26 protein-coding genes are annotated in these 25874 nt (G+C 48.5%); 5 read left to right on the plus strand and 21 right to left on the minus strand.

What is annotated here, in order from left to right; genetic code table 11:
* Positions 1 to 297, plus strand: coding sequence for an integration host factor subunit alpha (gene ihfA / locus DCX48_01740; protein ID QXE13338.1), 297 nt, complete (start codon positions 1 to 3; stop codon positions 295 to 297).
* A gap of 41 nt (positions 298 to 338) precedes the next feature.
* Here the strand turns inward: ihfA and DCX48_01745 are convergent, their stop codons facing one another.
* The 4 genes from DCX48_01745 to nadE all read right to left on the minus strand — a co-directional run bounded on the left by DCX48_01745 (position 339) and on the right by nadE (position 4599).
* Positions 339 to 773 carry a nitrous oxide-stimulated promoter family protein gene (locus DCX48_01745; protein ID QXE13339.1) on the minus strand — a complete coding sequence of 145 codons (435 nt, stop codon included), beginning with the start codon at positions 771 to 773 and terminating at the stop codon, positions 339 to 341.
* A gap of 137 nt (positions 774 to 910) precedes the next feature.
* A complete protein-coding gene (locus DCX48_01750) occupies positions 911 to 2629 on the minus strand; it encodes an ABC transporter ATP-binding protein (GenBank protein QXE13340.1) in 1719 nt (572 codons plus the stop codon).
* 114 nt (positions 2630 to 2743) lie between these two features.
* Positions 2744 to 3631, minus strand: a complete 888-nt coding sequence (locus DCX48_01755; GenBank protein ID QXE17119.1) for a drug/metabolite DMT transporter permease — start codon at positions 3629 to 3631, stop codon at positions 2744 to 2746.
* Between the two features lie 143 nt (positions 3632 to 3774).
* Positions 3775 to 4599, minus strand: a complete 825-nt coding sequence (nadE, locus tag DCX48_01760) for an ammonia-dependent NAD(+) synthetase (protein QXE13341.1) — start codon at positions 4597 to 4599, stop codon at positions 3775 to 3777.
* Between the two features lie 225 nt (positions 4600 to 4824).
* On the opposite strand from nadE, the gene osmE reads away from it, so the two are divergent.
* Entirely contained in the window at positions 4825 to 5154 is a 330-nt protein-coding gene (gene osmE, locus DCX48_01765) for an osmotically-inducible lipoprotein OsmE (GenBank protein ID QXE13342.1), read from the plus strand.
* A 110-nt stretch (positions 5155 to 5264) separates the two neighbouring features.
* Here osmE and DCX48_01770 read toward each other — a convergent pair whose 3' ends face one another.
* The 11 genes from DCX48_01770 to DCX48_01820 form a co-directional block, all read right to left on the minus strand.
* On the minus strand, positions 5265 to 6659 hold the full coding sequence (locus tag DCX48_01770) for an L-cystine transporter (GenBank protein QXE13343.1): 1395 nt from the start codon (positions 6657 to 6659) through the stop codon (positions 5265 to 5267).
* Positions 6660 to 6835: 176 nt separating this feature from the next.
* The gene (locus DCX48_01775; protein QXE13344.1) at positions 6836 to 7411 is read right to left on the minus strand and encodes a metal-dependent hydrolase; all 576 of its coding nucleotides are present in this window, start codon (positions 7409 to 7411) and stop codon (positions 6836 to 6838) included.
* A gap of 108 nt (positions 7412 to 7519) precedes the next feature.
* Entirely contained in the window at positions 7520 to 8482 is a 963-nt protein-coding gene (locus DCX48_01780; protein ID QXE13345.1) for an alpha/beta hydrolase, read from the minus strand.
* 339 nt (positions 8483 to 8821) lie between these two features.
* Positions 8822 to 9538, minus strand: coding sequence for a porin (locus DCX48_01785; protein ID QXE13346.1), 717 nt, complete (start codon positions 9536 to 9538; stop codon positions 8822 to 8824).
* A gap of 256 nt (positions 9539 to 9794) precedes the next feature.
* Positions 9795 to 11084, minus strand: coding sequence for a carbohydrate ABC transporter substrate-binding protein (locus DCX48_01790; GenBank protein QXE13347.1), 1290 nt, complete (start codon positions 11082 to 11084; stop codon positions 9795 to 9797).
* 15 nt (positions 11085 to 11099) lie between these two features.
* Positions 11100 to 12227, minus strand: coding sequence for an ABC transporter ATP-binding protein (locus DCX48_01795; GenBank protein QXE13348.1), 1128 nt, complete (start codon positions 12225 to 12227; stop codon positions 11100 to 11102).
* Positions 12228 to 12240: 13 nt separating this feature from the next.
* Complete coding sequence (locus DCX48_01800) at positions 12241 to 13146, minus strand: carbohydrate ABC transporter permease (protein QXE13349.1); 906 nt, start codon at positions 13144 to 13146, stop codon at positions 12241 to 12243.
* Positions 13139 to 14029, minus strand: coding sequence for a sugar ABC transporter permease (locus DCX48_01805; protein ID QXE13350.1), 891 nt, complete (start codon positions 14027 to 14029; stop codon positions 13139 to 13141). The genes DCX48_01800 and DCX48_01805 overlap by 8 nt, the downstream gene beginning before the upstream one ends.
* A gap of 47 nt (positions 14030 to 14076) precedes the next feature.
* Positions 14077 to 15708, minus strand: a complete 1632-nt coding sequence (locus DCX48_01810; protein ID QXE13351.1) for a pectate lyase — start codon at positions 15706 to 15708, stop codon at positions 14077 to 14079.
* 274 nt (positions 15709 to 15982) lie between these two features.
* On the minus strand, positions 15983 to 16744 hold the full coding sequence (kduD, locus tag DCX48_01815; protein ID QXE13352.1) for a 2-dehydro-3-deoxy-D-gluconate 5-dehydrogenase KduD: 762 nt from the start codon (positions 16742 to 16744) through the stop codon (positions 15983 to 15985).
* An 81-nt stretch (positions 16745 to 16825) separates the two neighbouring features.
* Entirely contained in the window at positions 16826 to 17662 is an 837-nt protein-coding gene (locus tag DCX48_01820; GenBank protein ID QXE13353.1) for a 5-dehydro-4-deoxy-D-glucuronate isomerase, read from the minus strand.
* 365 nt (positions 17663 to 18027) lie between these two features.
* Between DCX48_01820 and DCX48_01825 the strand changes: the two genes are divergently transcribed.
* Positions 18028 to 18360, plus strand: a complete 333-nt coding sequence (locus tag DCX48_01825; GenBank protein QXE17120.1) for a cupin domain-containing protein — start codon at positions 18028 to 18030, stop codon at positions 18358 to 18360.
* Positions 18361 to 18450: 90 nt separating this feature from the next.
* On the opposite strand, the gene hxpB is transcribed toward DCX48_01825, so the two are convergent.
* Positions 18451 to 19116: a hexitol phosphatase HxpB gene (gene hxpB, locus DCX48_01830; GenBank protein ID QXE13354.1), complete on the minus strand. Its 666-nt coding sequence runs from the start codon at positions 19114 to 19116 to the stop codon at positions 18451 to 18453.
* Between the two features lie 299 nt (positions 19117 to 19415).
* Between hxpB and DCX48_01835 the strand changes: the two genes are divergently transcribed.
* Positions 19416 to 19964 carry a hypothetical protein gene (locus DCX48_01835; protein QXE13355.1) on the plus strand — a complete coding sequence of 183 codons (549 nt, stop codon included), beginning with the start codon at positions 19416 to 19418 and terminating at the stop codon, positions 19962 to 19964.
* A gap of 69 nt (positions 19965 to 20033) precedes the next feature.
* Here DCX48_01835 and DCX48_01840 read toward each other — a convergent pair whose 3' ends face one another.
* The 5 genes from DCX48_01840 to DCX48_01860 all read right to left on the minus strand — a co-directional run bounded on the left by DCX48_01840 (position 20034) and on the right by DCX48_01860 (position 24802).
* The gene (locus DCX48_01840) at positions 20034 to 20894 is read right to left on the minus strand and encodes a fructosamine kinase family protein (protein QXE13356.1); all 861 of its coding nucleotides are present in this window, start codon (positions 20892 to 20894) and stop codon (positions 20034 to 20036) included.
* Between the two features lie 389 nt (positions 20895 to 21283).
* Entirely contained in the window at positions 21284 to 22141 is an 858-nt protein-coding gene (locus DCX48_01845) for a metal ABC transporter permease (GenBank protein QXE13357.1), read from the minus strand.
* Complete coding sequence (locus tag DCX48_01850; protein ID QXE13358.1) at positions 22138 to 23001, minus strand: metal ABC transporter permease; 864 nt, start codon at positions 22999 to 23001, stop codon at positions 22138 to 22140. Before DCX48_01850 ends, DCX48_01845 begins: the two co-directional genes overlap by 4 nt.
* Entirely contained in the window at positions 23001 to 23891 is an 891-nt protein-coding gene (locus DCX48_01855) for a manganese/iron ABC transporter ATP-binding protein (protein ID QXE13359.1), read from the minus strand. Before DCX48_01855 ends, DCX48_01850 begins: the two co-directional genes overlap by 1 nt.
* Positions 23888 to 24802 carry a metal ABC transporter substrate-binding protein gene (locus DCX48_01860; GenBank protein QXE13360.1) on the minus strand — a complete coding sequence of 305 codons (915 nt, stop codon included), beginning with the start codon at positions 24800 to 24802 and terminating at the stop codon, positions 23888 to 23890. The genes DCX48_01855 and DCX48_01860 overlap by 4 nt, the downstream gene beginning before the upstream one ends.
* 937 nt (positions 24803 to 25739) lie before the next feature.
* Here DCX48_01860 and DCX48_01865 point away from each other — a divergent pair.
* Entirely contained in the window at positions 25740 to 25856 is a 117-nt protein-coding gene (locus DCX48_01865; protein ID QXE13361.1) for a DUF2627 domain-containing protein, read from the plus strand.
* The last annotated feature ends 18 nt before the right edge of the window (positions 25857 to 25874 follow it).

Genomic DNA, 25874 nt, shown 5'->3' on the forward strand with positions numbered 1-25874 from the left:
ATGGCGCTTACTAAAGCTGAAATGTCAGAATACCTGTTTGAGAAGCTCGGGCTGAGCAAACGGGATGCCAAAGAACTAGTCGAGCTGTTTTTTGAAGAAGTTCGTCGCGCTTTGGAAAATGGCGAGCAGGTCAAGTTGTCAGGTTTTGGCAATTTTGATTTGCGAGACAAGAACCAACGTCCGGGGCGTAACCCAAAAACTGGCGAAGATATTCCGATTACGGCGCGCCGTGTGGTCACGTTCCGTCCGGGGCAAAAGCTAAAAAGTAGGGTAGAGAACGCCTCTCCCAAAGAGTAACAGTGTCACCCAAAAAGGCCGCGTAAGCGGCCTTTTCCTATCTATACACTTTTCACTTTATCAGCGTCATTGTCTGCTGATGTAGCGTGCTGCGTTGCTAAACGAGCTGCTCGTCCGGTTGACGTCTTTGACGATGTTCCTCTTTTGGGATAATCCGGCACTGGCCGATGATCGTCAATCAAATGGCGTATCGCCAGAATCGGGTGGCGTAGCAACATTCGTGGCCCCGACCAGCGCATAATCGCTTTGATCGCCTCGCGTCTTGCGGGTTGATAGCAGTGAATAGGACAATGCTTACACGCGGGTTTATCTTCACCGAAATGACAACGCTCCAGACGCTTGATGGCGTAGCTGAATAAGTCGTTATACTGCGTACTAGCGTCGGTTTCAGGGTGGCGTTTTTCATACAATGCGATCATCAATCCGACGGTACGAATCTCCCGCTGTCGATATTTTCCCAGGGGTTTTCTCGCCATGTGCGTCATGTCCTGATGAAATCATAATAGATGCATTTTAAATGCAATTTATTGCAAGGGGAACCACTGAAGTCACATCTATGTTTAAAAGAAGGAGGGGAAAAGGCGAGGAGACCCTCGCCGAAGAAAGGTGGGAATCAGGCCTGGCCGAACTGTGCCTGATGTAGTCTGGCATAGATGCCACTTTGTTCCAGCAGTGTCTGGTGGCTACCTTGCTCAATGATACTGCCGTTATCCACCACCACAATACGTCCCGCGTTCTGTATGGTTGCTAGCCTGTGGGCGATGACTAGCGTGGTGCGCCCCGTGGAAAGCTCGCTGAGCGACTGCTGTATCGCTTGCTCCGTCGCGGTATCCAGCGCGGATGTTGCTTCGTCCAGAATTAGGATCGGCGGATTTTTCAGGAAAATTCGGGCAATAGACAAACGCTGTTTTTGCCCGCCAGAAAGTTTAACGCCGCGTTCGCCGACCATAGTATCCAGCCCCTCAGGGAGATTCTCGATAAGTTCATCTAACCTGGCTTGTCGTGCGGCTTCCATGATTTCGCCGTCGCTGGCGCCAAGTTTGCCGTAAGCGATGTTTTCCCGGATGGTGCCGCCGAACAGGAAGACATCTTGTTGTACGATGCCGATTTGGCTACGCAAGGATGCCTGTGTCATCTGGCGGATATCCATGCCGTCAATGGTGATGGTACCGTGGGTTAAATCGTAGAAGCGCGGTAACAGAGAACAAAGCGTGGTTTTGCCCGCGCCTGACGGGCCAACAAACGCGACTGTTTCCCCTGCGCGAACCGACAGGTCGATATTGCGCAGAATCGGGCGGTCGGCGGAATAACCAAAACTAACCTCATTAAACTGGATGTCGCCTTTCAACGGGCCGGCATCACGCGCATCGGGCGCATCAGCAATCTCGGGAATCGTATCGATCAGTTGAGTAAAGCGTTTGAATCCCGCAATGCCCTTGGGATAGCTCTCTAGCACAGAGGTAATTTTGGCGATCGGACGGAAGAAAACTTCAATCAGCAGCAGGAAGCCAATAAAACCGCCGTAAGTGAGCTCGCCCTGAATGACATACCAGATACCTGCTAGCATTACGATAAGCTGTATCAGGCGTGTGCTGAGGTAGCTGAGCGTCATGCTGGCTGTCATGATGCGATAGGCCTGCAATTTGGTACGGCGGTAGTTTTCGTTATCGTGAGAGAACAGTTTCTTCTCATGGGCTTCATTGGCAAAAGCCTTAACGACACGGATACCGCCCACACTCTCTTCGATTCGGGCGTTGAAATTGCCGACCTGACCGAAGAGTTGGCGCCAGGTTTCCGTCATGCGTGCGCCATAGCGGCTGACGAGATACCCCATGAAAGGCACGATAATAATCGTCAGCAGCGCCAGATTCAGGTGAACCGTTGCCATCAGAATGAACGCGCCAATAAACGTCATGATAGCGAGAAAGAGGTCTTCCGGGCCGTGGTGGGCGATTTCACCGACTTCTTCCAGATCTTTGGTGACGTGAGTGATGATATGCCCGGTCTTCATATTGTCGTAGTAACGGAATGGCAAATTTTGCAGATGCTCAAATGCCTGTCGACGCATGTCGGTTTCAATTCCCACGCCCAGCGCATGTCCCCAATAGTTGACGATGGCCATCAGCGCGGTATTCAGCAGATACACTGCCAATAGCGCCACCGACGCTAACAGGATCAGAGACCAATCCTGAGCTGGTAACAATTTATCGATGAACGCTTTAATCGCCATCGGAAACCCTAGTTCAAGCAGGCCAGCGATAATAGCGCAGCCAAAATCGAGGACGAATAACCCCTTGTAAGGGGAATAATACGAAAAGAAACGCCTTAACATGTATGACTTTTTTAGGTAACGAAATGTGAAGGTGACTATAACAGGTTAGCGAGAAGAATGTGACCGCGTGCAAATTAGGGTTTTTAGTGGCCGAGAAGCCCGGCCGAAAACGGATCAGCGAGTGGACGATCGTGTTGCATACCAACAAAGCAGTGAGCCGGCAGTTACCATTGCGACGCCTTGCCAGAACGAAATGGCCGGTGTGATGTTGAGCCAGAGCGCGGCCAGTAATGTGGAAAGCACGGGCGTAAAGTAAGAGGCGGTTGCCAGTAACGTCAAATTGCCATACTGAATACCGGCATTCCATGCTGAATAGGCCAATGCGGCTGAAGCACCCATAAAGAGCAATTCCAGCGAACTTGGCAACGTTAATGAAATTGGCCCTTCGGCACTGAAGGAATACTGAATCCATAACACGAGCGAAGCGATGAAAAAGAACAGCGACACGCCACTTTTTCCCTGCCCATAACGCTTGGTGATATTGCAGTATAGCGCCCAGGTCAAGGCCGCAGAAAATGCCAGGCTGTAGGCTAGCGGGTTAGCAAGAATGTTGTTCCACAGTAGCTCTGGCGTCCAGTCACTTTCTCCTTTCATAATCCACACGATGCCGCCCAGCGAGATCACGAGGCCGGGCCAGAGCAGGAAACGACTTTTCTGCTGATTGATAAAAAGAGAAAAGAGTATGGTTAAACTGGGCCACAAATAGTTAATCATCCCTATTTCCATCGCCTGCATGCGGCTATCGGCTAATCCGATGGATAGAGACAGAAATATTTCATAGCAGACAAATAGTGCACCGCCCGCGAACAAATAGATTCTGGGTAATGTTTTAATGCGTGGAAGACCATAAAAGACCAGTAGACACAGCGTGCTGGTGGAGTAAATCATCGCGGCGCCCCCAATGGGGCCGAGCGCTTCGGTCAGACTGCGAATAAGCCCAACGGATGTGCTCCATAGAATGATAGCCAGCAGGCTCGTGAGTGTGGCGCGCTGTGGCGTCATGTTTATACCCGTCATGCTTCACGTTGCCTGTGCGTTGGTTTTCCTGCCACTCGAATGATGAGGGAATCGATGAAGAGTGCGCAGAAGGAATCAATAGCAATCCGGACGCCGTATCTGCGTCCGGTGATATTCATAGCGATAGCTTACTGCCAGAAGTCATCAAAAACAGTAATCGGTGGGCGACGCTTGTGCTCGGTTTTGCGATACCAGTTTTCGATAGTGGCTGCATCACTAGCATCGATCTGCTTGCCTTCCAGATAGTCGTCGATCTTTTCATAGGTGACGCCCAGTGCGACTTCATCAGGGAGAGAGGGACGGTCTTCTTCCAGATCGGCGGTTGGGGCTTTCGTATAAAGATGAGAAGGGCAGCCAAGTTCGCGCAGCAGCGCTTTCCCCTGACGCTTGTTCAGTCGGAAAATCGGGTTGATATCGGTACCGCCGTCGCCGTATTTGGTGAAAAAGCCCGTTACCGCTTCTGCTGCATGATCGGTACCCACAACAAGTCCGGCATTCATACCCGCGATACTGTACTGCGCCTTCATGCGTTCTCTGGCTTTCTCGTTGCCTTTTACAAAATCGGAAAGTTCCACGCCAATGGCTCGTAAGGTGGCTTCACTGGATTCGATCGCGGGCTTGATGTTTACGGTTAATACGCGGTCAGGTTGGATAAAGGCGATGGCATCCTGACAGTCAGCTTCATCAGCCTGAACGCCGTAAGGCAGTCGAACAGCGATGAACTGATAGCGAGATGTCCCCGTTTCATTACGTAATTCCGTGATAGCCGTTTGGCACAGTTTGCCTGTCAACGTAGAATCCTGACCGCCGCTGATACCCAAAACTAACGACGTAATGAACGGGTGAGCATTCAGATAATTCTTTAAAAAATCAACGCTAACACGAATTTCCTGTGCTGGATCGATGCTGCTTTTCACGCCTAACGCAGTGATAATGTCGTTTTGTAGTGACATGCCATCTCCCTCCTGAACTTATTGATACTGCAAAAGAATTATTACGATTGCTTGAGTGTAAAACGAATCGACGTGAAGAAAAAGGACAAGCTGTCAGGTAGTCCTTTTCCCTATAGATAACCTGTTTTTGACTATCGACCAATATGTTACATACTCGCGTTATAATTTGAAAAAGTGGTCGCCGCCGACTAGCCTTAGTGTGACCCATAATAATGAGGTGATGAGATGAAGAATAATAGATTATTAGTGTGTATTGCGGCAGCTGGCGCTGTCCTGTTGGCGGGATGTACGGCTTATAACAAGGCAGAAAGCTATGTTAACGAGCCGGTGGTAAAAGATGTGAAAGTGGGAATGACGAAGCAGCAGGTCCAGCAACTTGCAGGCAGCGGAATGGAAAAACGGTTGGTGAATGCTAAGGGAACCTGTAGCGATTATCTGCTTAAGAACCGCGATGGTACCGCGCAGAACTATTTCGTGAGCTACAACGACACGGGCAATGTTCTCAATAAAGGTTTCCAGACTTGCCAGGCTTATGACACAAATCCACAGCGCTAAGTAACCTGATTGCACGAAATCGTCATCAAAAAGAGCATGTGAAGACGTCATAAATAAAAAAACGCCGACAGCATCAGCCGTCGGCGTTTTCTTTTATGTAGCAGCGTGGTTTAGCGATGTGTCAACTCAGCGTCATCCTGCGCGTTGAAAATCGTCTTATCTGTCTGCTTCATCAACTGGCTGGTGACGGTACCGGCCGTCATCGATCCGCTAACGTTAAGTGCAGTACGGCCCATATCGATAAGCGGCTCAATGGAGATCAGCAGCGCGACGAGGGTCACTGGCAGCCCCATCGCGGGCAGGACGATTAACGCGGCAAAGGTTGCGCCGCCGCCCACACCGGCCACACCGGCAGAACTGATGGTGACGATACCGACCAGCGTCGCGATCCAGACGGGATCCAGCGGGTTGATTCCCACCGTTGGTGCGACCATCACAGCCAGCATCGCCGGGTAAAGCCCTGCACAGCCGTTCTGACCGATAGTGGTACCGAAAGAAGCCGCAAAGCTGGCGATAGATTGCGGTACGCCAATGCGGCGTGTTTGCGCTTCAATGCTGAGTGGGATCGTGGCGGCGCTGGAGCGACTGGTAAATGCGAACGTCAGTACTGGCCAGACTTTACGATAAAAACGCGCTGGATTGACACCCGTGAAAGACAGGATCAATGCATGGACACCGAACATAATCGCCAGTCCCAAATAGGACGCGACAACGAAGCTGCCCAACTTGAGGATATCTTGCAGGTTAGAGCTGGCGACCATTTTGGTCATTAGCGCCATAACACCATAAGGTGTCAACTTCATCACCAGACGAACAAGCTTCATTACCCAGGATTGCAGCGTATCAATCGCGGTTAAAACACGTTCGCCTTTCACTGCGTCATCTTTCAGCAGTTGTAGCGCTGCAACGCCAAGGAAAGCGGCGAAGACGACGACACTGATGATAGATGTTGGGTTAGCACCGGTCAGCTCAGCAAACGGGTTTTTAGGAATGAATGACAGGATAAGCTGTGGAACGTTAAGGTCGGCGACTTTACCAGCATAGTTGCTTTCAATCGCCGTTAATCTCGCGGTTTCCTGCGCGCCCTGCACGAGCCCGGTTGCCGTCAGACCAAACAGATTGGTGACAAAAACGCCGACTAACGCAGAAATTAGCGTGGTGATCAGCAGGGTAGACAGCGTCAAGACGCTGATTTTCCCTAATGACGAGGCATTATGTAGTTTGGCAACGGAATTGAGGATGGAAATAAATACCAGCGGCATCACGATCATTTGTAACAGCTGCACATAGCCATTACCCACGATGTTAAACCATGAGATGGACTGCTTAACAACGGGATTGTCGCCGCCATAAATCAGATGCAGCGCCAGACCAAATAACACCCCGACAACCAAACCCAACAACACTTTCTTTGCCAGACTCCAGGATGGGTTGCGGCTGACGTAACCTAATCCGAGTAGTAATGCGATAAATAGCAGAATATTTATGAGTAGCGGAAAATTCATCCGGCCTTGCTCCCTATCAGTGAATCGCTTTGCGTCACACTGTCCACGAATGTGCAACAACGTACAGCGCTGTAAGCGACAGTATGATCTTTCGCGATAAAAAATAACAAAGACGCACAGGATAACAGTTCTTTTGGCATTGTGTTACACCGATATGGGTGCAGCAGATAACGTCACTATTTCACGTATTGGAAGAAGTACGTCTGTGCTGACTGCAAGAAGCGAAATGATTGTTCGTAGGTGCAGCAATCCAAATTTTTTTGCGGTTGATACAGCGAAAAGCCGATACAGGCAATACACAGGAAGCGTTCTAATTGGTTGCCTTTTTGACTGTTTAAAATCGGTAACCTGAAACGCCAGCGGCAAGGCCAGAGTAGGGGAACGCCTGAGGGGGTCAACATATCAGCGAGAATGTGGCTCAGATAACCGACGATCATGGCATGGTAGGCATCTGTCGGAATCGGCCAATCTGGCGGCAGACGCGTCTGAATAAAGAAAATACCGGCGACGATAGCAAGAAGGCTGTGGGTAAATCCTCGATGCCCAAAGAGGCGGGCAATCGGTGCTGAAAGCCACTTCAGGCGTTGCCCGAGAACGGATTTTGGGTGATCGATGTCAGGCAGCAGCGCGGTAAGGAGTGCACCGGGAATAATGTGCCACCAGTCTCCGGCAGCCAGCGCTGGCGATAGCTCAACTTTTTTAGCCAGAATCGCGCAGGCAACAGAAAACAGCAGGTGTCCTTCCGCAGTCATGAAACTTCTCAAATAAAACTGTTATTTTATACAGTATAAGAGATTATCCCTGTCTGCGGAAGCGGTGACGGCGTAACGATTTATTTCGGTTACGATGTTTGCTATACCTTATGGCGCGGCTTTCGGCAATTCGTTGCTTGCAGGTAAAGCGCGTAGCCAGTTGTCCAGCAGTTGAGGCCAGGCAGCGGCAGGAAGCCCCTTGGTGCCGCGGAGACCGAAGCCGTGTTTACCTTTCTCAAAGAGATGCATTTCGACCGGAATCTGCTTTGCCCGCAGCGCGCTAAACATCACCAGGCTGTTATCAACCGACACTGACGGATCGTCAACCGCATGCACCAAAAACGTGGGGGGAGTCTGATCAGTAACCTGTTTCTCAGGAGAATAACGTACCGCTTGTACTTCCATCGGTTGCTCGCCGATTAACTGTTTACGTGAACCGGCGTGCGCAATATCTGCCTGCATAGAAATTACGGGGTACATCAACACCATGAAGTCAGGGCGTGCGCTTACGTTATCAACGGCGTCCATCGCGGGGTAAACGGACTGTGCGAATCGGGTTCCAAGGCTGGCGGCAACGTGACCACCGGCGGAGAACCCCATAATACCGATGCGCTGCGGGTTAATGTGCCACTTTTCGGCGTTGGCTCTCAGTGTTCTGATGGCTCGTTGGGCATCGGCTAGCGGAGCGTCAGCGCCTTCTTTATGGCCTTCACCGGGCATACGATAGGTCATCACGAAAAGGGTGTAGCCTTGTTGATTAAAGAAAGGGGCTAGATCGCTGCCTTCTTTATCTAGCACGACGCGCTGATAAGAACCGCCCGGCGTAATGAGTAATGCCATGCCATTGGGTTTTTCTGCCGGATAAACGGTAATTTCAGGGCTGCGAATACCCGTTGCGGCTCGATCGGGAAGAGAAGGATCTTTACTCCGTTCGACCACTTGCGGCTGTGCCGTTGAAGAAGAGGCACCCGGTGCTTCACCGTGTGGCCAGACAGAGAAAACAGGTTGTGCGTAACTTAATCCATTTACAGACATCATAATGGCCCCGACAAGCAGAGAACGAACAATCATGATAGATCACCTGACAAAGGGAATGAGGGGGGAATCGTTGGGCGGTGGTAAAAAATAGGGTAGCCATCACATCGGAGAAAAAATGACTACCCTGAACCGCAAATTTTAATAAAGAAATAACATTCATACACGAAGAGGGTAAATCAGACACAGCAATTACAGCAGCTAAAACGCATATAACTAAATCATGTACAACAAAGAAACGTAACTAACCTGCTTAACCTACAACGGACACCATAATAAAGGGATGTTAATGATAAAAGTAGATCTGAGTAAATCGATTAACAATAACATCCCTTCTGCTACCTAATAACGCTTATTTAAATAACAAGGCCGTTATTAGAAGCTGTATTGCACACCAACACGGTAACGAGTTTGACGATGATCGTTGGTGCCGGAATCTGCAACATTACCTACAGCCATATAAGGCTTCCAGTTTTTATCCATTTTATAAGACAATTTTACATCATGGTCGAAATTGTATGTTTCATTGTCGTATTGATACGCACCGGCTTTATTTGCTTTTTTGTAGTCCAGTTCGTAATCAACTTGGAAATCTTTCAGGAATTTATAGCTGAGAACGGCGGTTAGGTTATAACCATTCTCTTGGTTGTTTTTTGATGCATTTGGAACATCACCGCTGTTACGTTTGTAGTAAGGACGATAACGTAAAGAGGTAGAAAGATCGTCAGTGATATTCACTTTACCGCGCAGATAAGGGCGATAGTTGTTAGAGGTAGAGCTTGAATCTAAAGAGAAACCTGGCTCCAGAGAAAAAGTTTTGTTGAAGTTGTAAACATAGCTGGCGACAACTTCAGTACCGTTGCTGACGGTTTCATTAAATGGTTTATTCGGTGTGCTGTCAGCACTGGATTGACGCCATTTTGCTTCAACGGATAAACCAAAGCCATTGGCAAAACGGTGTGACATTGACAAACGATCGCGGTGATCATTTTTCGGTGTATCTTTCATTTCATGACGGTAATCGATAGTTACAGCCATTGCATTCACACTAATTAATGATGTAACAGCCAGAGCTAATAATTTAAATTTCATTGTTATATTCCCCATTGGTTAGGACTGTGCTTAATACTTTAATTCGAAAGGCGCATTATGTTTTTTGGGACAAGTTCTATTCTATTTATTATTAAATTACGTTCTGTGATCGAGATCGTTTTGAGTAACAAAAAGTAAAATAGGGTTTCAAATTGTGAGGGAGATCGAATTGAATATAGAGGATGTTTTAATTTAAATGAAAAATCCCTGCCGTCGGTGCGGCAGGGATGAATTACAGGGTAAATCGAGTGCTACATTATTTCATTGCGCGTTTCAGAACACGCTCAGATTGACGCTGGAAGTATTTCGCTGCGTCTTCCACAGATTTCTGACCATAATCGATAGATTGGATGGTATCACCAAACAGAGAAACGATTTGTGGGTCGTCGAAATAAGGAGAAACAGCAACTTCATGCGGCAGAGACAGCGCCAGCTTCAACCCGGCAACTGCTGGAGCATCATCTTTGATGATGCCATCAGCGGTCAGCTGAGCCACAGCCGCTTTACTCAACGGTACACCACGTTCCAGACCCAAAGCCTGAGCACCTTCTTTGCTGTTCAGCAGGAAGTTGATCAACTGAGCAGACTCTTTAGGATGCTTGGTTGACTTACCGATAGACAGCATTTGTGCAGGTTTGAAGAACAAGCCAGCATCTTTTGCACCAGGCAGCATTGGGTAGTTACCTAACGCCAGTTTTGCTGGTGGTTGCAAGTTGTCAGAGTACTTAGTGATAGTGGAGTTCCACATGTAAGTACCAGACCACTCGCCATTGATCCATGGCTTCATCTCATACATGTTGCTCTTACCGAAAGAGGCATAGTATTTCGCATCAGGCATGACATGGCTGTCGATCAGTTTCTTATACATGCCAAAGAATTCAACCCATTGTGCATCGGTATAGGCGAATTTCTGACTTTTCACATCAATAGCAGGAATGTTGTATTTTTGAACCATGTAAGAGTTCAGCAGTGCCAGAGAATCCTGGTGTTCCAACACGATAGGGTAGTATTGGTCGCCCAGCTTCTCTTTGAACACTTTACCGGCGTTCAGCAGTTCGTCCCACGTTTTCGGGTATTCCAGTCCCGCTTTTGCCCAGCTTTCGTTGTTGAAATAGAACACGCGAGCGGTAACAGAAATAGGAATACCGTTCAGCTTGCCGTTAACCGTGGTGTTTTGCAGTTCTTTTGCTTCGAACTGGGTCAGATCCAGAGAATCTTTCACTTTGTTCAGATCATAAAAACCATCGCCGTTTTTGGAGAAAATCGGCAGCCAGTTCCAGTTAGTCTGCATCACATCTGGCTCAGTGTTACCGGCAATCTGTGTTGTCAGACGAGACAGGTGACCATCCCATCCGGTGTATTCCGCTTTCACGGTGATGTCTGGGTGCTGCTTATGGAACTCTTCAATCGCCTTGAGCGTCTGTTGGTGACGGCTGTTGCCGCCCCACCAGGACATTCTCAACTCAACCTGATCGGCTGCCAGAGATGGCATTGCAACTAATGCCAAAGATGAAGCTATTAACGTGTGTAGGATCGCTTTTTTCATCGGTTACTACTCCTGTTAAAGAGAGATATTTTTTTCTGTTTTTGCATCAAAAATATGGCATTTTTCCATGTCGAACTGGAAATATACCGGACGATGCAGTCCCTTCTCGATAATCAGCCGACCTTCGTCATAAGGAATGCGGCTGGTTAATTCAAAGCCATCGACTTTAATGTACATAAAGAATTCGTGACCCATGTTTTCTACGCGAACCAGTTCACCCTGTGAGTGGCTGCCTTCAAATGGCGTATCTGACAAGGAAACATAGTCTGGGCGAACGCCGAAGAATACGTCTTGTCCTACGTAGCTGCGCACTTTATCTTGTTTTTCAGTATTTAATACCAGCGCGTTATTACCCACAACAACGCCAATCTGACCGTCTTTCTCGACCAGTTTGCACGGCTTAATGTTCATTTCTGGTGAGCCAATGAAGCCAGCAACGAACATGTTGACAGGGAAATGGTACAGGTTATCCGGCGTATCGACCTGCATGATGTGACCCAGCTTCATAACGCAGATACGGTCGCCCATGGTCATGGCTTCAGTCTGGTCGTGGGTAACATATACCGTCGTTGCCGCTTTACCGCTTTTCTTCAACTGCTTATGCAGGTCAGAAATACGGATACGCATGGAAGCACGCAGTTTGGCATCCAGGTTAGATAACGGTTCATCAAACAGGAAAACATCCGGCTTTTTAACGATGGCACGGCCTACGGCCACACGCTGCGCCTGACCACCAGATAGCTGGCGTGGCAGACGATCCATCAGGTCTTCCAGCTCCAGAATTTTGGCTGCTTCCGTTACTTGCGCTTCAATTTGATCTTTAGGCATTTTGCTCAGCTTCAGACCAAACGCCAGGTTCTCTTTTACCGTCATATGAGGGTAGAGCGCATAGTTCTGGAACACCATTGCAATCCCACGCTCTTTCGGTGCCAGATTGTTAACAACGCGCTCGCCGATGCGAACTTCACCGCCGCTGATGGTTTCCAGACCCGCTAACATACGCAGCGTCGTTGATTTCGCACAGCCTGACGGGCCGACGATAACCATGAACTCACCGTCTTTAATGGTCAGGTCGATGCCGTGAACCGCTTTGAAGCCGTTGGTGTATACTTTTTCCAGTTTATTGAAAATAACTTCAGCCATGATAAATCCTCTATTAACCTTTAATTCCGCTGCTGGTCACGCCTTGTACGAAGTAACGCTGTGCCAGGAAGAAAACAATAATGGATGGCAGAATGGAGATGCTGGACATTGCCAGGATTTCATTCCACGGAGCGCCTTCAGTAACGTCGATAGACATTTTCAGCGCCAGCGCAATCGGATATTTATCCACGCTATAGACATAAATCAGCGGACCGATGAAGTCGTTCATTGACCACATGAACTGGAACAGCGCAACAGAGATGATGGCTGGTTTCAAAATCGGCACGACCACATACCACAGAACCTGGAAGGAGTTACAGCCATCGATCTGGGCGGCTTCTTCCATATCACGTGGTACACCACGCAGGAACTGGATCAGCATGAACACAAAGAACCCTTGTGTTGCAAACGCCATCGGCAAGTACAGTGGCAGATAGCTGTTCAGCATGCCCATTTCACGGAACATGATGTACTGCGGAATCAGCAACACGGTGCTTGGTAACAGCATGGTGGTGATCAGCGTCCCGAACCAGAAGCCCTTCCATGGAATCTCGAAACGGGCAAAGCCGTAAGCGACAATGGTGGAAGAGATAATGGTCAGTAGCACTTTCGGAATCACGAACTTGAGCGTATTGATCATGTAGTGACCGAAATTGTATTCCGTACCGGTTTTCCAACCGTTAACGAAACCGTCCCATGTGGCGTGTTCCGGCCACAGGCCCAGTGTCGTGAAGATCTCTTGGTTCGGTTTGAACGACGCTGAGAACATCCACGCTAGTGGGTAAAGCATCAGTAAGCCAACGAACAGCAGTATCACGTAACGGATGGAGGCACTGAGTTTCTCTTTACGCAGCGTGCGGCGTACTTCTGCAGCAGCAATTTCTTGTGCTGTAGTCAGGTTTGAATGCATGTCAGCCATTTTTTCCTCCTTTATCAGCGGAGTAGAACACCCAGTATTTCGACGACTTAAAGGAGATTGCCGCAAATACCGCAACAACCAGGAACAGAACCCATGCCAGCGCAGCACCATAGCCCATATCGAAATACTTGAACGCGGTATCATAGATATAGAGCGAGAACAGATAGGTGTAGTGCGTTGGACCGCCGCCAGTGATGACGTAAGGTGCCGTAAACTCCTGGAATGCCTGAGTGGTCTGCATGATAAAGTTAAAGAAAATAACCGGCGTAATCAGTGGAACCGTTACTTTCAGGAACATTTGCCATTTGGATGCACCGTCGATCATGGCTGCTTCATACTGTGATTGCGGGACGTTCTGCAATGCAGCAAGGAAGATAACCATGGCGGAACCAAACTGCCATACGCGCAGCAGGGTTACCGACATCAGTGCCAGCGAAGGTTCGCCCAGCCAGTTGATGGCATCAAAGCCAAATACGCCGAGGAAGCTGTTCAGCAAGCCATCGATGGCGAATAGGGCACGCCACAGAACGGCAATGGCCACGCTGCTGCCCAGAATAGAAGGCACATAGTAAGCAGTACGGAAGAAACCGATACCACGTAATTTGAAATTAAGTACAAACGCAATTAACAGTGCGAAGATTAATTTCAATGGAATGGTCAGAAATACATAGGCAAAGGTGACGCCCATTGATTTCCAAAAAAGATCATCCTCCATGAACATACGGTGATAGTTCTCAAGACCCGTAAACTCAGGCGGACTCATCAAATCATACTCAGTAAAACTGAGGATAAATGACGAAATAAAGGGGAAAGCGGTAAAAACTATCAGCCCTATAATATAGGGGGAGATATAGGCTAACCCCAGCATTCTGTTTTCATTCATAATGCTTACCTATTGATTAATTGTGAATCATTAAAAAAAACATAAAATTAAGCTGTTAATAACTCTGGATAAATTAATTCCACGTCATAAACAATTCTATTTTCCCCGTTAACGTGAAAATCGCCGTGAACATATCCACCTTGTGTCAGATACGGCGGGATATCGTTTAATTTGTTGCGACAGGCGGCAACGAAAGTCAGTAAAGCCAGCGGATAGGTATCATCCAGACGAACATAACGATGCTGTGCAGAGCGAACAAACAAACCACGATGGAAATGTTGTTCAAACATAACGCCCGCCAGTTGTGCGGCGTAATGTGCCCAGGATTCTGATTGCTTGTGATCGGCCAGTTCGATAACGGTCAACAAAAGTAGCGGACTGGCGATGTGCTGAATATCTTCTTTATTCAGCCGTGTCAGCATGGTGTTAACCAGTGCGTACAGGTCTTCATCACCGCTCAGACGATAAGCACGAACCAGAGGTAATAAATAATCACCTTCTAATGCGAACGGTTTTAATTCCGTTCCCGCTTTGCCGTAATAGCCATCGCGTTTAAAACGGTAGCCTGTCATGTCCTGCCCGTTGTTCCACATCGGGCGCAACGTATTGCTGGTGACATCGTAGGCGTACTGGTAATAATTTTTTAATCCAGAGATTACCCAATTCAGCATTTCTGCATCAGGCTGTGTGCGGAGGATATCCAGCATTGCCAGCGGGTTATCAATCAGCAGTGGACGCATATCGCGGAACAGCACATTGGCTTCACGTGCGATTTCACCGAACTCTGGGCCAAACTGGCGTTGAGCGCGATCGCCAAACCAGGACTGCGTCTGGTTATCGTCTTCCGGCACTGGCTGGCGCTGCTGTGGTGAACTGAATTGATACACCGGCATACCGGTTTCTGGGTTGCGAGCCAGAACGTATTGGCGATAAAGGTGTTTACCCCATGCCGCGGCATGGCTATCGCCCGTATATTCTGCATATTTGAATGCGGCGTAAATCAGATCCGTGCCGGCATTAACAAACGTCAGGCCTTTCGTTAATGGCAGAACGGGCCACTGTGCCGGATCGACGACATCATGACGGTTATGCAGGAAAACATCAGGATCGCGTTTTTTGCTGTAATCGCCATGACGACCCAGATCCAGTGAATTCCAATCTTCAACGTGTGCGTTCCAGAACCCCTGAAAGAAGTTCAGCGTCTTTTCCGCGTTAACACGATGTAACAGCGCGTAATAGGGCAGGTGGTGCTTTAATTCATGCACCTGAGCTTTGGATTCTGGCCCTTCGCCTTCCAGCGTATCCAGATTAATAAAGCGATGGCCGCCCCAGTAGAACAGGCCGCTATTATCATCAACGAAATGATCCAGGAAATATTCGCTTTGTGCGATAGCGTGCTGTTGGTAACTATCATTACCCGTAACGACGCTCATGGCGCACAGCGTTCTTAGCCAATTCTGCTGGCTGGCAAAATTAGAAATAGGCGCGCTGTGCCCATCCGGAAATTGCCATACCGCAGGCGCATAATTTTCCACATCAAAACCATCGGCCAGTAATAGCGTCGGTTGGCTTTGGCTGCGGCCTTTTTCCTGAACGCAGGATATGTGGCTATCAAGTGCAGCAACCCATTCGTCGAGCTGCGATTTCCTGCTGGTGTATAAGTTTTCAAAAATACTCATGGAGTACCTTCTTATGGAACTGCGTGAACAGTTCCTTATAAATAGAAACACTGTTTTGATTGATTATATTGCGCTATTAACCTTGTCGTCATGCACGCAATATCGAAAGTGTGATCAAAGTCGGAACGTTGTTTTGATTTTTTTTTAAGAAAGGATTTAGGCAGAAAAGAGAATTATAAAAAACGAAATAACAACTTGAAAAATAAATAAAAAGCACAACCTAAATTGTGCTTTTTATCGTGGATTAGCGAAATGCCGCTAAGAAAAATTACACTTAGCGAGCCAGCCAGCCACCATCAACGGCAATCGTGTAGCCATTGATGTAATCAGATGCGCTGGATGCCAGGAAGACGGATGGGCCCATCAGATCCTGTGGTAAACCCCAACGGCCAGCCGGGATACGGTCCAGAATCTCTTTGCTGCGGTCTTCATCGGCGCGCAGTTGCTGAGTATTGTTGGTTGCCATGTACCCTGGAGCAATGGCGTTAACGTTGATGCCGTGTTTTGCCCACTCGTTAGCCAGCAGACGGGTTACACCCATAACGGCGCTTTTTGACGCAGTGTAAGAAGGCACGCGGATACCGCCTTGGAAGGACAGCATAGAGGCGATGTTGATGATCTTGCCGCCTTTACCTTGTTTGATAAACTGGCGTGCAACAGCCTGAGACATAAAGAAAACGCTCTTAATGTTCAGATTCATGACGTCGTCCCAGTTTTTCTCGCTGAACTCGATAGCATCTTCACGACGGATGATACCGGCGTTGTTGACCAGAATGTCAACGTGACCAAATTCAGCAACGGCTTTCTCTACCAGCTCGGCATGACCCGCTACGTTGCTCATGTCAGCGGTCAGGCTGAGGAAACGGCGTCCCAGTGCGGTAACTTTTTCGATGGTATCTTTTGGTTCAACGATGTTGACGCCAACGATATCACAGCCAGCTTGTGCCAGACCGATAGCCATACCCTGACCTAAACCCGTATCACAACCCGTGATAAGAGCAACTTTACCTTGCAAATCAAAAGAATTTAAAATCATATCAATAATCTCTCTATAAGCGACAATACTTAGTCGTTAGCTGTTACTGTAGGGAACACCGGTAATTCCGGTTGAAAGCGATTAACGTAACTCGCTAACCTTGACGTGATCCATGTCACCGAAAACTTGATTCTCGCCAACCATGCCCCAGATAAAGGTGTAGCGTCTGGTGCCAACACCGGAATGAATCGACCAGCTCGGTGAAATCACCGCCTGCTCGTTTTTAATAACTATGTGACGGGTTTCCTGCGGTTGCCCCATCATGTGGAAAACGGCCGTTTCCTCATCCATATCAAAATAGAAATAGACTTCCATCCGGCGCTCATGCGTATGACAAGGCATGGTGTTCCACAGGCTGCCTTCAGCTAACTTGGTTAATCCCATGGTGAGCTGGCAGGTTGGCAATACATCGGGAACAATGTATTTGTTAATTGTGCGACGATTACAGCTTGCATCTTCTCCCACGGTTTGTGGTGAAGCGTCAGCTTGGGTAATCTTGCGGGTAGGATATGTCGTATGTGCAGGCGCGCTGTTGTAGTAGAACTTGGCCGGGTTAGTGGCATCAGTGCTGGTAAACTGCACGTCTTTCACGCCCATGCCAACATAAATTGCTTCTTCATTACCCACGTCATAGCGCTCGCCATCGACAGTAACGGTACCCGCGCCGCCAATGTTGATGGCTCCGAGTTCGCGACGCTCAAGGAAATAGCTAACGCCGAGTTGTTTACCCACTTCACCGCCAATCGTTACGGCGCTGTGTACGGGCATGATGCCACCGACGATGATTCGGTCGATGTGGCTATAGGTCATAGTGTAGGCATCGGCAGAAAAAATCTGTTCGATCAGGAATTCACGACGCAGGCCTGCTGTATCTAGCTGCTTCGCGTGATCGCTGTGAATGCTTTGACGAACTTGCATTTCTTAGCCTCTCTTTCAGAGAAAAACAAAAATCAGGCGCCGTTCCAAGAAGAGGAATCGTTCCTGGCGAAAGCGCCGGGCGAAACAGATGATGTTGCGTGGCAGTGACAACGTCACCTGTTCCTCAACATGCCCGGTTCTTTCTTGTTATGCGGGATGATAGTTTGGATGAGATGCGAATTCAATAAAAATGAAATAATGTTTTATTTATTTCTTGAGGGCCGTCATGGTTTTGCTTATTTTATGTTTCTTCTGGTACTGATGTGGCTAAAATGTCGCAATCCATAGCCATGCATTCGTTGTCGTACACGGTTTGTTGACGCAATAGAAGGTATGGGCAAAAAGAGCGTTAGAGGAGAGAGATGATGAGAAGATACTTTATTGATGATGAAACGCCATGGGAAGAGCTGGGCGGTGGCATTAAACGTAAAATCATGACATGGAGCGATGAGCTGATGATGGTTTACGTGCACTTTGATAAAGGTGCGATTGGTACGCCGCACTTCCATGAGATTCACGACCAGATTGCTTATGTTGCCGCTGGCAGCTTTGAAGTCGTGATCGAAGGTGAAAAACGCACCCTGAAAACGGGCGACGCCTATCTGGCGGTGAAACACGAGATGCACGGCGTGGTTTCGCTGGAAGACGGTAGCGTACTGATCGATGCTTTCTCGCCTAAGCGAGCTGATTTCCTGTAATTCCTCAAAGCGTGGCCGGTATAGTCGTCGGCCACGCTTTCGTCATATCCTGCAACTTCTGCTTTTTTCTATTCTTCTACTTCTTTATTCCTACACCAAATGTTCAGCGGTCAGCTGATTCAGAGAATCCAACTTATAGTCGGCTAGCGCCCAGCGTGCGTCAGCGAGAAATTCAGCCTGTGGAATAACGATAGAGCGCATGCGCGCTGCTTTGGTTGCGATCATACCATTCACCGAATCTTCCAACGTAACGCACTGCGCAGGAGAAACGCCGAGTCCGTTTGCTGCATTCAAATACACTTTTGGATGAGGTTTACTGTACGGCAGCGTCTCGGCTGACATCAGGACATCAAAGTAGTGATCCAGATTAAACATACGCAGCACCTGCTGCTGCATGTGGAGCGGTGAAGCTGAAGCAAGTCCGATCTTGAGATTCTGTTCACGACATAGTTGCAGCGCATGTTCGACGCCAGGCAGAAGAGGACGCTGTTCGGCAACGAGTTCGATAGCGCGCTCGATAATACGGCGGACAACCTCATCCCGACTTGGGGTCGCCCAGGGAGAATGTTGATACCAGAGATCGACAACCATATCGATGCGTAAACCCAGGGTATCTTTCATTGCGTGTCGTAGCGAAATATCTACGCCCAGTGAGGCGATCACCTCCAGCTCGGCCTTATCCCACAATGGTTCTGAGTCGATCAGCAGCCCATCCATATCGAAAATAGCTGCTCGTATAGAAGAATCAAAGGACATACCACTGTCTCCGTCAGCAAAGAAAAAGGAAATTTAATGGTAAACTATACCCTAAATAAGTCGAGTTGCTGGACAAAACGCTAGCGTTTTGTCCAGCAACTCGGAGCGTTGGCTCGTCAGAGCGACGCTATGAAGGACTACGTAACGCGTGGCTTGAAGTATGACGGGTATAACGTTGCTATTGTGGCTTATCAGGCGGTGCGGGAGATAAAGTGTTGACTGCACGTAAACTTACAGTAGGCTACCCGTCGTACTAAAACGATACATTACCAATGTTGCGTCGCTAAGAAGGGGTTCTCATGACGTATCAACAGGCTGGCCGTATTGCCGTAGTTAAACGTATTGCCGGATGGATCCTTTTTATTCCTGCGCTGCTTTCGACTTTCGTCTCGCTGGCTAACTATCTCTACGCTTACACCCAGAAGAAACAGGGTATTGACGCGGTTCTTCTGGATTTTTTGCATCTAATGGTCGACATGGTGCGCTTTAATACGTCTTTCCTGAACATTTTTTGGTACAACTCGCCAGTACCGGATTTTACGCGTTTTTTCAGTGCGGCGACGCTGATGTTTTGGCTGATTTACATCCTGATTTTCATTGGCCTGGCGTTGCAGGTTTCGGGTGCTCGGATGTCTCGTCAGGCGAAGGCAATTCGGGAAGGTATTGAAGATCAAGTGATTTTGGAAAAGATGAAAGGTGAAACAGGAAACACACGTGAGACGTTGGAGTCACGGGTCGTTGTTCCCGGGCACACGATTTTTGTGCAATTCTTTCCGCTTTACATCCTGCCAGTGATTATCGCTGGTGCTGGCTACATGGTATTACGCCTACTAGGATTGCCAGTCTGAAGACGGTCTGGCGCAACTTTTGCGCCAGACGCTAAAACTCCCTACCTGCCTTAGATCAAACATCTCACATTAGCTCAAAAGCTGTCGCTCGATGAGTTGTTGCGCCTCAACAATATTCTTGCCGCCGAAAAGATTGGCACGGTTAAGCAGATAGTAAATCTGGTAAATGGGTTGGCGATCGATAAAGTCTTTATCCAGCGGCCATACGCTCTGGTAACCATCATAAATCTGTGCGGGTAGGGCCGGATAGCGTGGCAGCATTGCCAAATCGCACTCTCTGTCTCCCCAATAGCAGGCCGGATCGAACAGATACCCTCCATCCTGACTATTCGCACAATTATCCGGCCACAGGTCACCGTGCAAGAGCGACGGCTGAGGCTGATGCCCAGCGAGACGTTCATCGACGCGTGCGATCAGTGTTTCAATGTGGCCAAAATGCATCCCTTTTTCTGCCGCTAGCTGCAATTGCCACCCGATTCGCTGTTCGGCAAAAAAGGTCGCCCAGCGTCGCTGCCAGCTGTTTGGCTGCGGCGTTGTCGAGAGGTCGTTATCGAAATCCAGCCCAAACTGTGGCTGATCGCTCCACTGATGTAGACGTGCTAATTGTTCGCCCAAACACCAGGCGCTGTGGGCATCTAACGGTTTGACGGGCAGATATTGCAGAAGCAGGAAGCTATAATCACGTGAACTACCGACACCATACACCTTAGGCACACGAACCGTATTACTGCGGCTCAGTAGGTGAAGCTGATCGGCTTCAGCCGTGAATTTAGCCAGCATTTCACGACTATCGCATTTTACGAAGACGTCATGTTCGCCGTAGCGGACGTACCAAGCTGGGTGTATTTCACCGCCGGGTAATTCGCGGTGTTCCTGAATATCCGCAGTACCGTGATGCTCTTCCAAAAGTCGGCTGATAGCTTGCCACATAAGGTCATCCTCCCGTTGATGTTGCCCGATACAATGCTGTTCACTGGGGTGATTCGTTTACGGTAACTCATTGAGCGCAATAAAAATGGAATCTATACCTCAAATAATTCGAGTTGCAAGAAGGCGGCAAGAGAAAGAATCCCGATGAGCTTACTCATGTAAGTGATTCGGGTGAGTGAACGCAGCCAACGCACATGCAGCTTGAAGTATTACAGGTATACAGCACAGTGATACCGATAGGTTGAGATAGCGAGAAACAAGTATAGTCGGAATTAACAATAGCGGAGTTAGGATGACGCTCAATCCGGCAGATAAGGCAGTGAAATAAAGCATTTAATGACGTAACCGACGGCTATTTCCGGTTACGTCATGCTAAAAGGCTGAGGATATTACAGCGCGTCGGTGACAGCCTGAGATGCCGCCTGACGACGCTGTTTAAGCTGGTGGTAAGTCAACGCCAGCGTGAAGAACAGCGCCTGAACGATGACGATGCAAGGGCCGGTTGCGCCATCAATATAGAAACTGATCAGGGTGCCAGCAATACAAGAAATGACGGAAACCAGCGTTGCGACAAGGACCATGCGCTCGAAACGTTTACAGATCATGAAGGCAATAATGCCCGGTGCAATCAGCATCGCGATCACTAAAATAACGCCGACGGCCTGTAAGGACGCGACGATGGTCATCGCCAGCAGGCTCAGCAACCCGTAGTGCAGCAGCTTAACGGGCAGGCCAATGACTCGGGCATGATTGGGATCGAAGCAGTACAGCATGAAGTCTCGACGTTTTAACAAGATTATAGCCAGCGTCACCCCAGCAATCAGTAATATTTGCGTCAGTTCTTGCTGAGTGATGCCCAGCACGTTACCAAACAGAATGTGGTTCAGATGCTGATCGGTATCGATGCGCGCAAACATAACGAGCCCCAGCGCAAACATGCCGGAAAAGATAATTCCCATTACGGTATCTTCTTTGACCCGACTGTGTTCTTTCACGTACCCCGTTGCTACCGCACAAAAAATACCGGAAACGAAAGCCCCTATAACCAGGGGGATCCCCAGCAAGAACGCAACAACGATACCAGGCAAGACGGCATGAGAGATGGCATCGCCCATTAGCGACCAGCCTTTCAGCACCAGATAACAGGACAGGACTGCACAAACGGTTCCGGTTACCACCGCGGCGAGTAGCGCACGCTGCATGAACGGATAGGACAGGGGATCAATTAGCCAGCTAATGAGCGTCATAATGCATCTCCTGATTGATCGCGTAACCGCAGGCGGCGCGATGCGAGTAACCCATGCTTGGGTGCAAAGACAAACGCCAACAGAAAAACGACGGTTTGCAACGTGACAATCACGCCGCCGGTTGCACCATCAAGGAAGAAGCTCAGATACGCGCCTACCGCGCTGGTGATCGCGCCGAGTGCAATAGAAATCACAACCAGACGACCAAAGCGGTCGGTGAGCAGATAAGCCGTAGCACCCGGCGTAATCACCATCGCGATGACCAAAATTGCCCCGACGGTTTGCAGCGCCGCAACAGTACAGGCACTCAGCAGCGTAAAGAACAGAATTTTTAGCTTCAGAGGGGAAAGACCAATCGAGCGGGCATGGTTCTCATCAAAGAACACAGCCAGCAAATCCTTCCATAGCAGGCAGAGAATCACGAACGTCACGCCGATAATAATTTCAACCTGCAGGACATCTTCGTCGGCGATGCCCAAAATATTGCCGAAAATGATGGACTGCACGTTAACCGATGTCGGATTGAGCGAAATAATCAGCAGACCGACGGCGAAAAACGTTGAGAAAATAAAGCCGATAATCGCATCTTCGCGTAATCGGGTAATGTGACGGATTAGGGTCATTGCCAGTGCAGCGAGCATACCGGTAAAAAATGCACCAGCCGCGTAGGGCAGGCCCAAGGCATAGGCACCGGCAACGCCGGGGACGACGGAGTGGGAGAGCGCATCGCCCATCAACGACCAGCCTTTCAGCATCAGGTAGGCGGAAAGAAACGCGCACACGCCGCCGACTATCGCGCTGACCCAGATCGCTTTGACCATGTAGTTATAGCTGAATGGCTGCAACAGGATATCGATCATCAGGGCTTTTTCTCCTCCGGTATCACGCGTGATGCAGGAGGATCGCTCTTAGTCGAACCATAGAACACCGCCGGACGCTCATCATCTGTCAACACTGTCACCGAGCGGGCATCGTCGTCGTCATGAAGATGAGATCCCCCGAGGTTAATGTGCCGTAGAACGCCGCCGAACGTTTTCTCCAAATTGCTTTGGGTAAAGGTACTGTGCGTCGGTCCTGCGGCTAAAACGGTGCGATTGACCAAAATAACGTTGTCGCAAAACTCGGGAACGCTACCGAGGTTATGGGTCGCCACCAGAATTAAATGCCCTTCGTCGCGCAAGGTGCGAAGCAGATCGATAATCGCATTCTCTGTTTTGACGTCTACACCGGTAAAAGGCTCATCCAGCAGCAAAACACTGCCTTGCTGAGCCAGTGCCCGCGCCAGAAAAACGCGCTTTTTCTGCCCACCAGACAGTTCACCGATCTGACGATGTTGTAGCGATGAAAGCCCAACACGCTCCAGCGATTCCGCCACAATTGCGCGGTCTTGTTTACTGGGGATGCGCAGGAAATTCATTCTTCCATAACGTCCCATCATGACCACATCGGAGACCAAAACGGGGAAATTCCAGTCCACGTCTTCTGTTTGTGGAACATAGGCAACCAGATTCTGTTTCAGCGCCTGATAGATCGGTTGCTGATTGAGCAGTACCTGCCCTGAGGTTGGCTTGACCAACCCCATGATGCTTTTGAACAACGTCGATTTTCCACTACCGTTTACGCCAACCAAGGCGCAAATTGTACCGCCAGCCAAAGAAAATGAGGCGTGGCGAATGGCCTGATGCCCGTTGCTGTAAGTAACCGAAACATCATTGACTTCTAATGACTGTACTGCTCGATCACTACTCATTGATTAAATCCTTTAGCGATGGTTTCCACCGTCACTTGTAACAGGTCGATATAGGTCGGCACCGGGCCTTTTTCTGTAGACAGCGAATCAACATACAGCACGCCGCCATATTTCGCCCCCGTTTCTTTGCTGACCTGTTTCGCTGGTTTATCGGAAATAGTGCTCTCGCTGAATACCACAGGGATAGCCTTTTCACGCACGGTGTCAATCACTCGGCGCACCTGCTGCGGCGAACCTTGTTCATCGGCATTGATTGGCCAGAGGTAAACTTCATTGAACTGATAATCCTTCGCCAGATAGCTAAATGCGCCTTCACTGGTGACTAACCAACGCTGCTGTTCTGGGATGCGGGCGAGACGTTCACGCAACGGTGCGTCGAGAGCCTTAATCTTTTCAGCATAGGCTTTCGCGTTACGGTTGTATGTCTCTGCATTGGCAGGATCGGCTTGAACCAGACCTTTGCGAATATTTTCAATATAAATTAATGCATTGGAGGGAGACATCCAGGCATGCGGGTTCGGGTTGCCATTATAGGCACCTTCACGAATAGGAAGCGGTGTGATGCCTTCCGTTACCACAGCAGCGGGTACATTTTTCACGTTCTCGAAAAAGCGCGTAAACCAGCGTTCGAGATTCATACCGTTCCACAGCACCAGCTGTGCAGACTGTGTCTTCACGATATCACGTGGTGTCGGTTGATAATCGTGAATCTCTGCCCCAGGTTTGGTGATGGATTCAACGGTTGCTGCATCACCTGCAATATTCTGTGCGATATCCTGAATGATGGTAAAGGTGGTGATGACTTTAAGCTTTTCAGCCGCCTGAGCGGATGTGTTGGCTAAAAGCAGCAATGCGCACGGCAGCGCGACACGGCGAAATAGGGCAGGCAAAGGGATGTGAAAGCCAATCATGCGGATATCCTTACAAACCGTGAAAATGTCACTTGAGAATAATTATCAATATCATTTAAGTCAAGAGGCAGAGAAAAGCGGGGAGTTAATATTGGAGGGTGTCTCATGACACAAAAAATCACTGTTCGCAGGCACGTAGCACGCGCTTGCGTGAGTAAGGAACGCATCATGCTCCTTTGGTAACAGAAATGTTGCTTTAATTTAATGAATCGTACTTAAGGTTACAACGAAAGTCTAACGGTAACGGTGGTGAACTGTCTTGCAACTATACATGTGGTGAAATTTACGCCAAAAAACGAGAGAAATCTTCTGTAACCTTAAGAAAGTTCCGATGTTTGCCGATAAACCATAAAGAATGTGAGAGATGTCTCTATTTTATACAAAAGGATTGTCAGTGATATGAGCACAAAATCGGAACGACGTTGGAAGTTGGCAAGTTTGGCCTTATTGACTTTTTTGATGGCACTAATAGTGCTGCTGGTTCAAACAAGTTAATTTCCAGCGTAATGAAAGGTTAGGCTATAAATAATTTCTATTATGTAATGTATTAATGCAAAAGATATAGATAGCATAAAAATGACAATCGTTTTTAAACATTGATATAAGCGTGGCCGATATCTGGCACGCTTTTCGTTAATGGTCAATCTCTCTTCATATAAGAACGCGAATTATAGCTTTTTGTTATGATTACATGAGTGTTTTTCTTGAATTGCGACAGCTATCGCGTATTTTTTTACATAATAGAATCCGATTTCTGCTTATTGCTTAGCGTCAGACGGTGCTTGTGAATATAGGTGTCAGACTGCGTTATCGTGTATTAATGAACCAGTGGTGATGTGAATTTGTGCGGCACATCCATGACTGATAAAAAAGCCCTTGCCATCGTTTTCATAGTGTGTAATAACGCTTCTGGGTAAAACGAGGTACAGTTCTGTATATGAATGGCATTTTCAGTAAAGAAGACTTAAGTACAACCTTTAGCGTTGCATGTTGCTTCTCTGCCGATCCTTATCTTAGTGCCTCAAGCAGTAACGACTTTGGTTTGTCTGTATAACGCCTTTTTGGCGGTTTA

Origin of the sequence: Pectobacterium atrosepticum (assembly GCA_019056595.1) — a bacterium.
In the GTDB taxonomy this organism is placed as follows: Bacteria; Pseudomonadota; Gammaproteobacteria; order Enterobacterales; family Enterobacteriaceae; genus Pectobacterium; species Pectobacterium atrosepticum.

What these genes read in the sequence shown, in the direction of transcription:
- DCX48_01860 (QXE13360.1), bottom strand. Translation starts at nt 24,802, where the DNA reads ATGATTGGCTTTCACATCCCTTTGCCTGCCCTATTTCGCCGTGTCGCG.
- DCX48_01865 (QXE13361.1), top strand. Translation starts at nt 25,740, where the DNA reads ATGAATGGCATTTTCAGTAAAGAAGACTTAAGTACAACCTTTAGCGTT.
- DCX48_01850 (QXE13358.1), bottom strand. Translation starts at nt 23,001, where the DNA reads ATGATCGATATCCTGTTGCAGCCATTCAGCTATAACTACATGGTCAAA.
- DCX48_01825 (QXE17120.1), top strand. Translation starts at nt 18,028, where the DNA reads ATGAGAAGATACTTTATTGATGATGAAACGCCATGGGAAGAGCTGGGC.
- DCX48_01855 (QXE13359.1), bottom strand. Translation starts at nt 23,891, where the DNA reads ATGAGTAGTGATCGAGCAGTACAGTCATTAGAAGTCAATGATGTTTCG.
- DCX48_01820 (QXE13353.1), bottom strand. Translation starts at nt 17,662, where the DNA reads ATGCAAGTTCGTCAAAGCATTCACAGCGATCACGCGAAGCAGCTAGAT.
- hxpB (QXE13354.1), bottom strand. Translation starts at nt 19,116, where the DNA reads ATGTCCTTTGATTCTTCTATACGAGCAGCTATTTTCGATATGGATGGG.
- DCX48_01780 (QXE13345.1), bottom strand. Translation starts at nt 8,482, where the DNA reads ATGATTGTTCGTTCTCTGCTTGTCGGGGCCATTATGATGTCTGTAAAT.
- kduD (QXE13352.1), bottom strand. Translation starts at nt 16,744, where the DNA reads ATGATTTTAAATTCTTTTGATTTGCAAGGTAAAGTTGCTCTTATCACG.
- DCX48_01795 (QXE13348.1), bottom strand. Translation starts at nt 12,227, where the DNA reads ATGGCTGAAGTTATTTTCAATAAACTGGAAAAAGTATACACCAACGGC.
- DCX48_01775 (QXE13344.1), bottom strand. Translation starts at nt 7,411, where the DNA reads ATGACTGCGGAAGGACACCTGCTGTTTTCTGTTGCCTGCGCGATTCTG.
- nadE (QXE13341.1), bottom strand. Translation starts at nt 4,599, where the DNA reads ATGTCACTACAAAACGACATTATCACTGCGTTAGGCGTGAAAAGCAGC.
- DCX48_01785 (QXE13346.1), bottom strand. Translation starts at nt 9,538, where the DNA reads ATGAAATTTAAATTATTAGCTCTGGCTGTTACATCATTAATTAGTGTG.
- DCX48_01810 (QXE13351.1), bottom strand. Translation starts at nt 15,708, where the DNA reads ATGAGTATTTTTGAAAACTTATACACCAGCAGGAAATCGCAGCTCGAC.
- DCX48_01770 (QXE13343.1), bottom strand. Translation starts at nt 6,659, where the DNA reads ATGAATTTTCCGCTACTCATAAATATTCTGCTATTTATCGCATTACTA.
- DCX48_01790 (QXE13347.1), bottom strand. Translation starts at nt 11,084, where the DNA reads ATGAAAAAAGCGATCCTACACACGTTAATAGCTTCATCTTTGGCATTA.
- DCX48_01755 (QXE17119.1), bottom strand. Translation starts at nt 3,631, where the DNA reads ATGACGCCACAGCGCGCCACACTCACGAGCCTGCTGGCTATCATTCTA.
- DCX48_01840 (QXE13356.1), bottom strand. Translation starts at nt 20,894, where the DNA reads ATGTGGCAAGCTATCAGCCGACTTTTGGAAGAGCATCACGGTACTGCG.
- DCX48_01750 (QXE13340.1), bottom strand. Translation starts at nt 2,629, where the DNA reads ATGTTAAGGCGTTTCTTTTCGTATTATTCCCCTTACAAGGGGTTATTC.
- DCX48_01805 (QXE13350.1), bottom strand. Translation starts at nt 14,029, where the DNA reads ATGAATGAAAACAGAATGCTGGGGTTAGCCTATATCTCCCCCTATATT.
- DCX48_01745 (QXE13339.1), bottom strand. Translation starts at nt 773, where the DNA reads ATGGCGAGAAAACCCCTGGGAAAATATCGACAGCGGGAGATTCGTACC.
- DCX48_01835 (QXE13355.1), top strand. Translation starts at nt 19,416, where the DNA reads ATGACGTATCAACAGGCTGGCCGTATTGCCGTAGTTAAACGTATTGCC.
- DCX48_01845 (QXE13357.1), bottom strand. Translation starts at nt 22,141, where the DNA reads ATGACGCTCATTAGCTGGCTAATTGATCCCCTGTCCTATCCGTTCATG.
- DCX48_01800 (QXE13349.1), bottom strand. Translation starts at nt 13,146, where the DNA reads ATGGCTGACATGCATTCAAACCTGACTACAGCACAAGAAATTGCTGCT.
- ihfA (QXE13338.1), top strand. Translation starts at nt 1, where the DNA reads ATGGCGCTTACTAAAGCTGAAATGTCAGAATACCTGTTTGAGAAGCTC.
- osmE (QXE13342.1), top strand. Translation starts at nt 4,825, where the DNA reads ATGAAGAATAATAGATTATTAGTGTGTATTGCGGCAGCTGGCGCTGTC.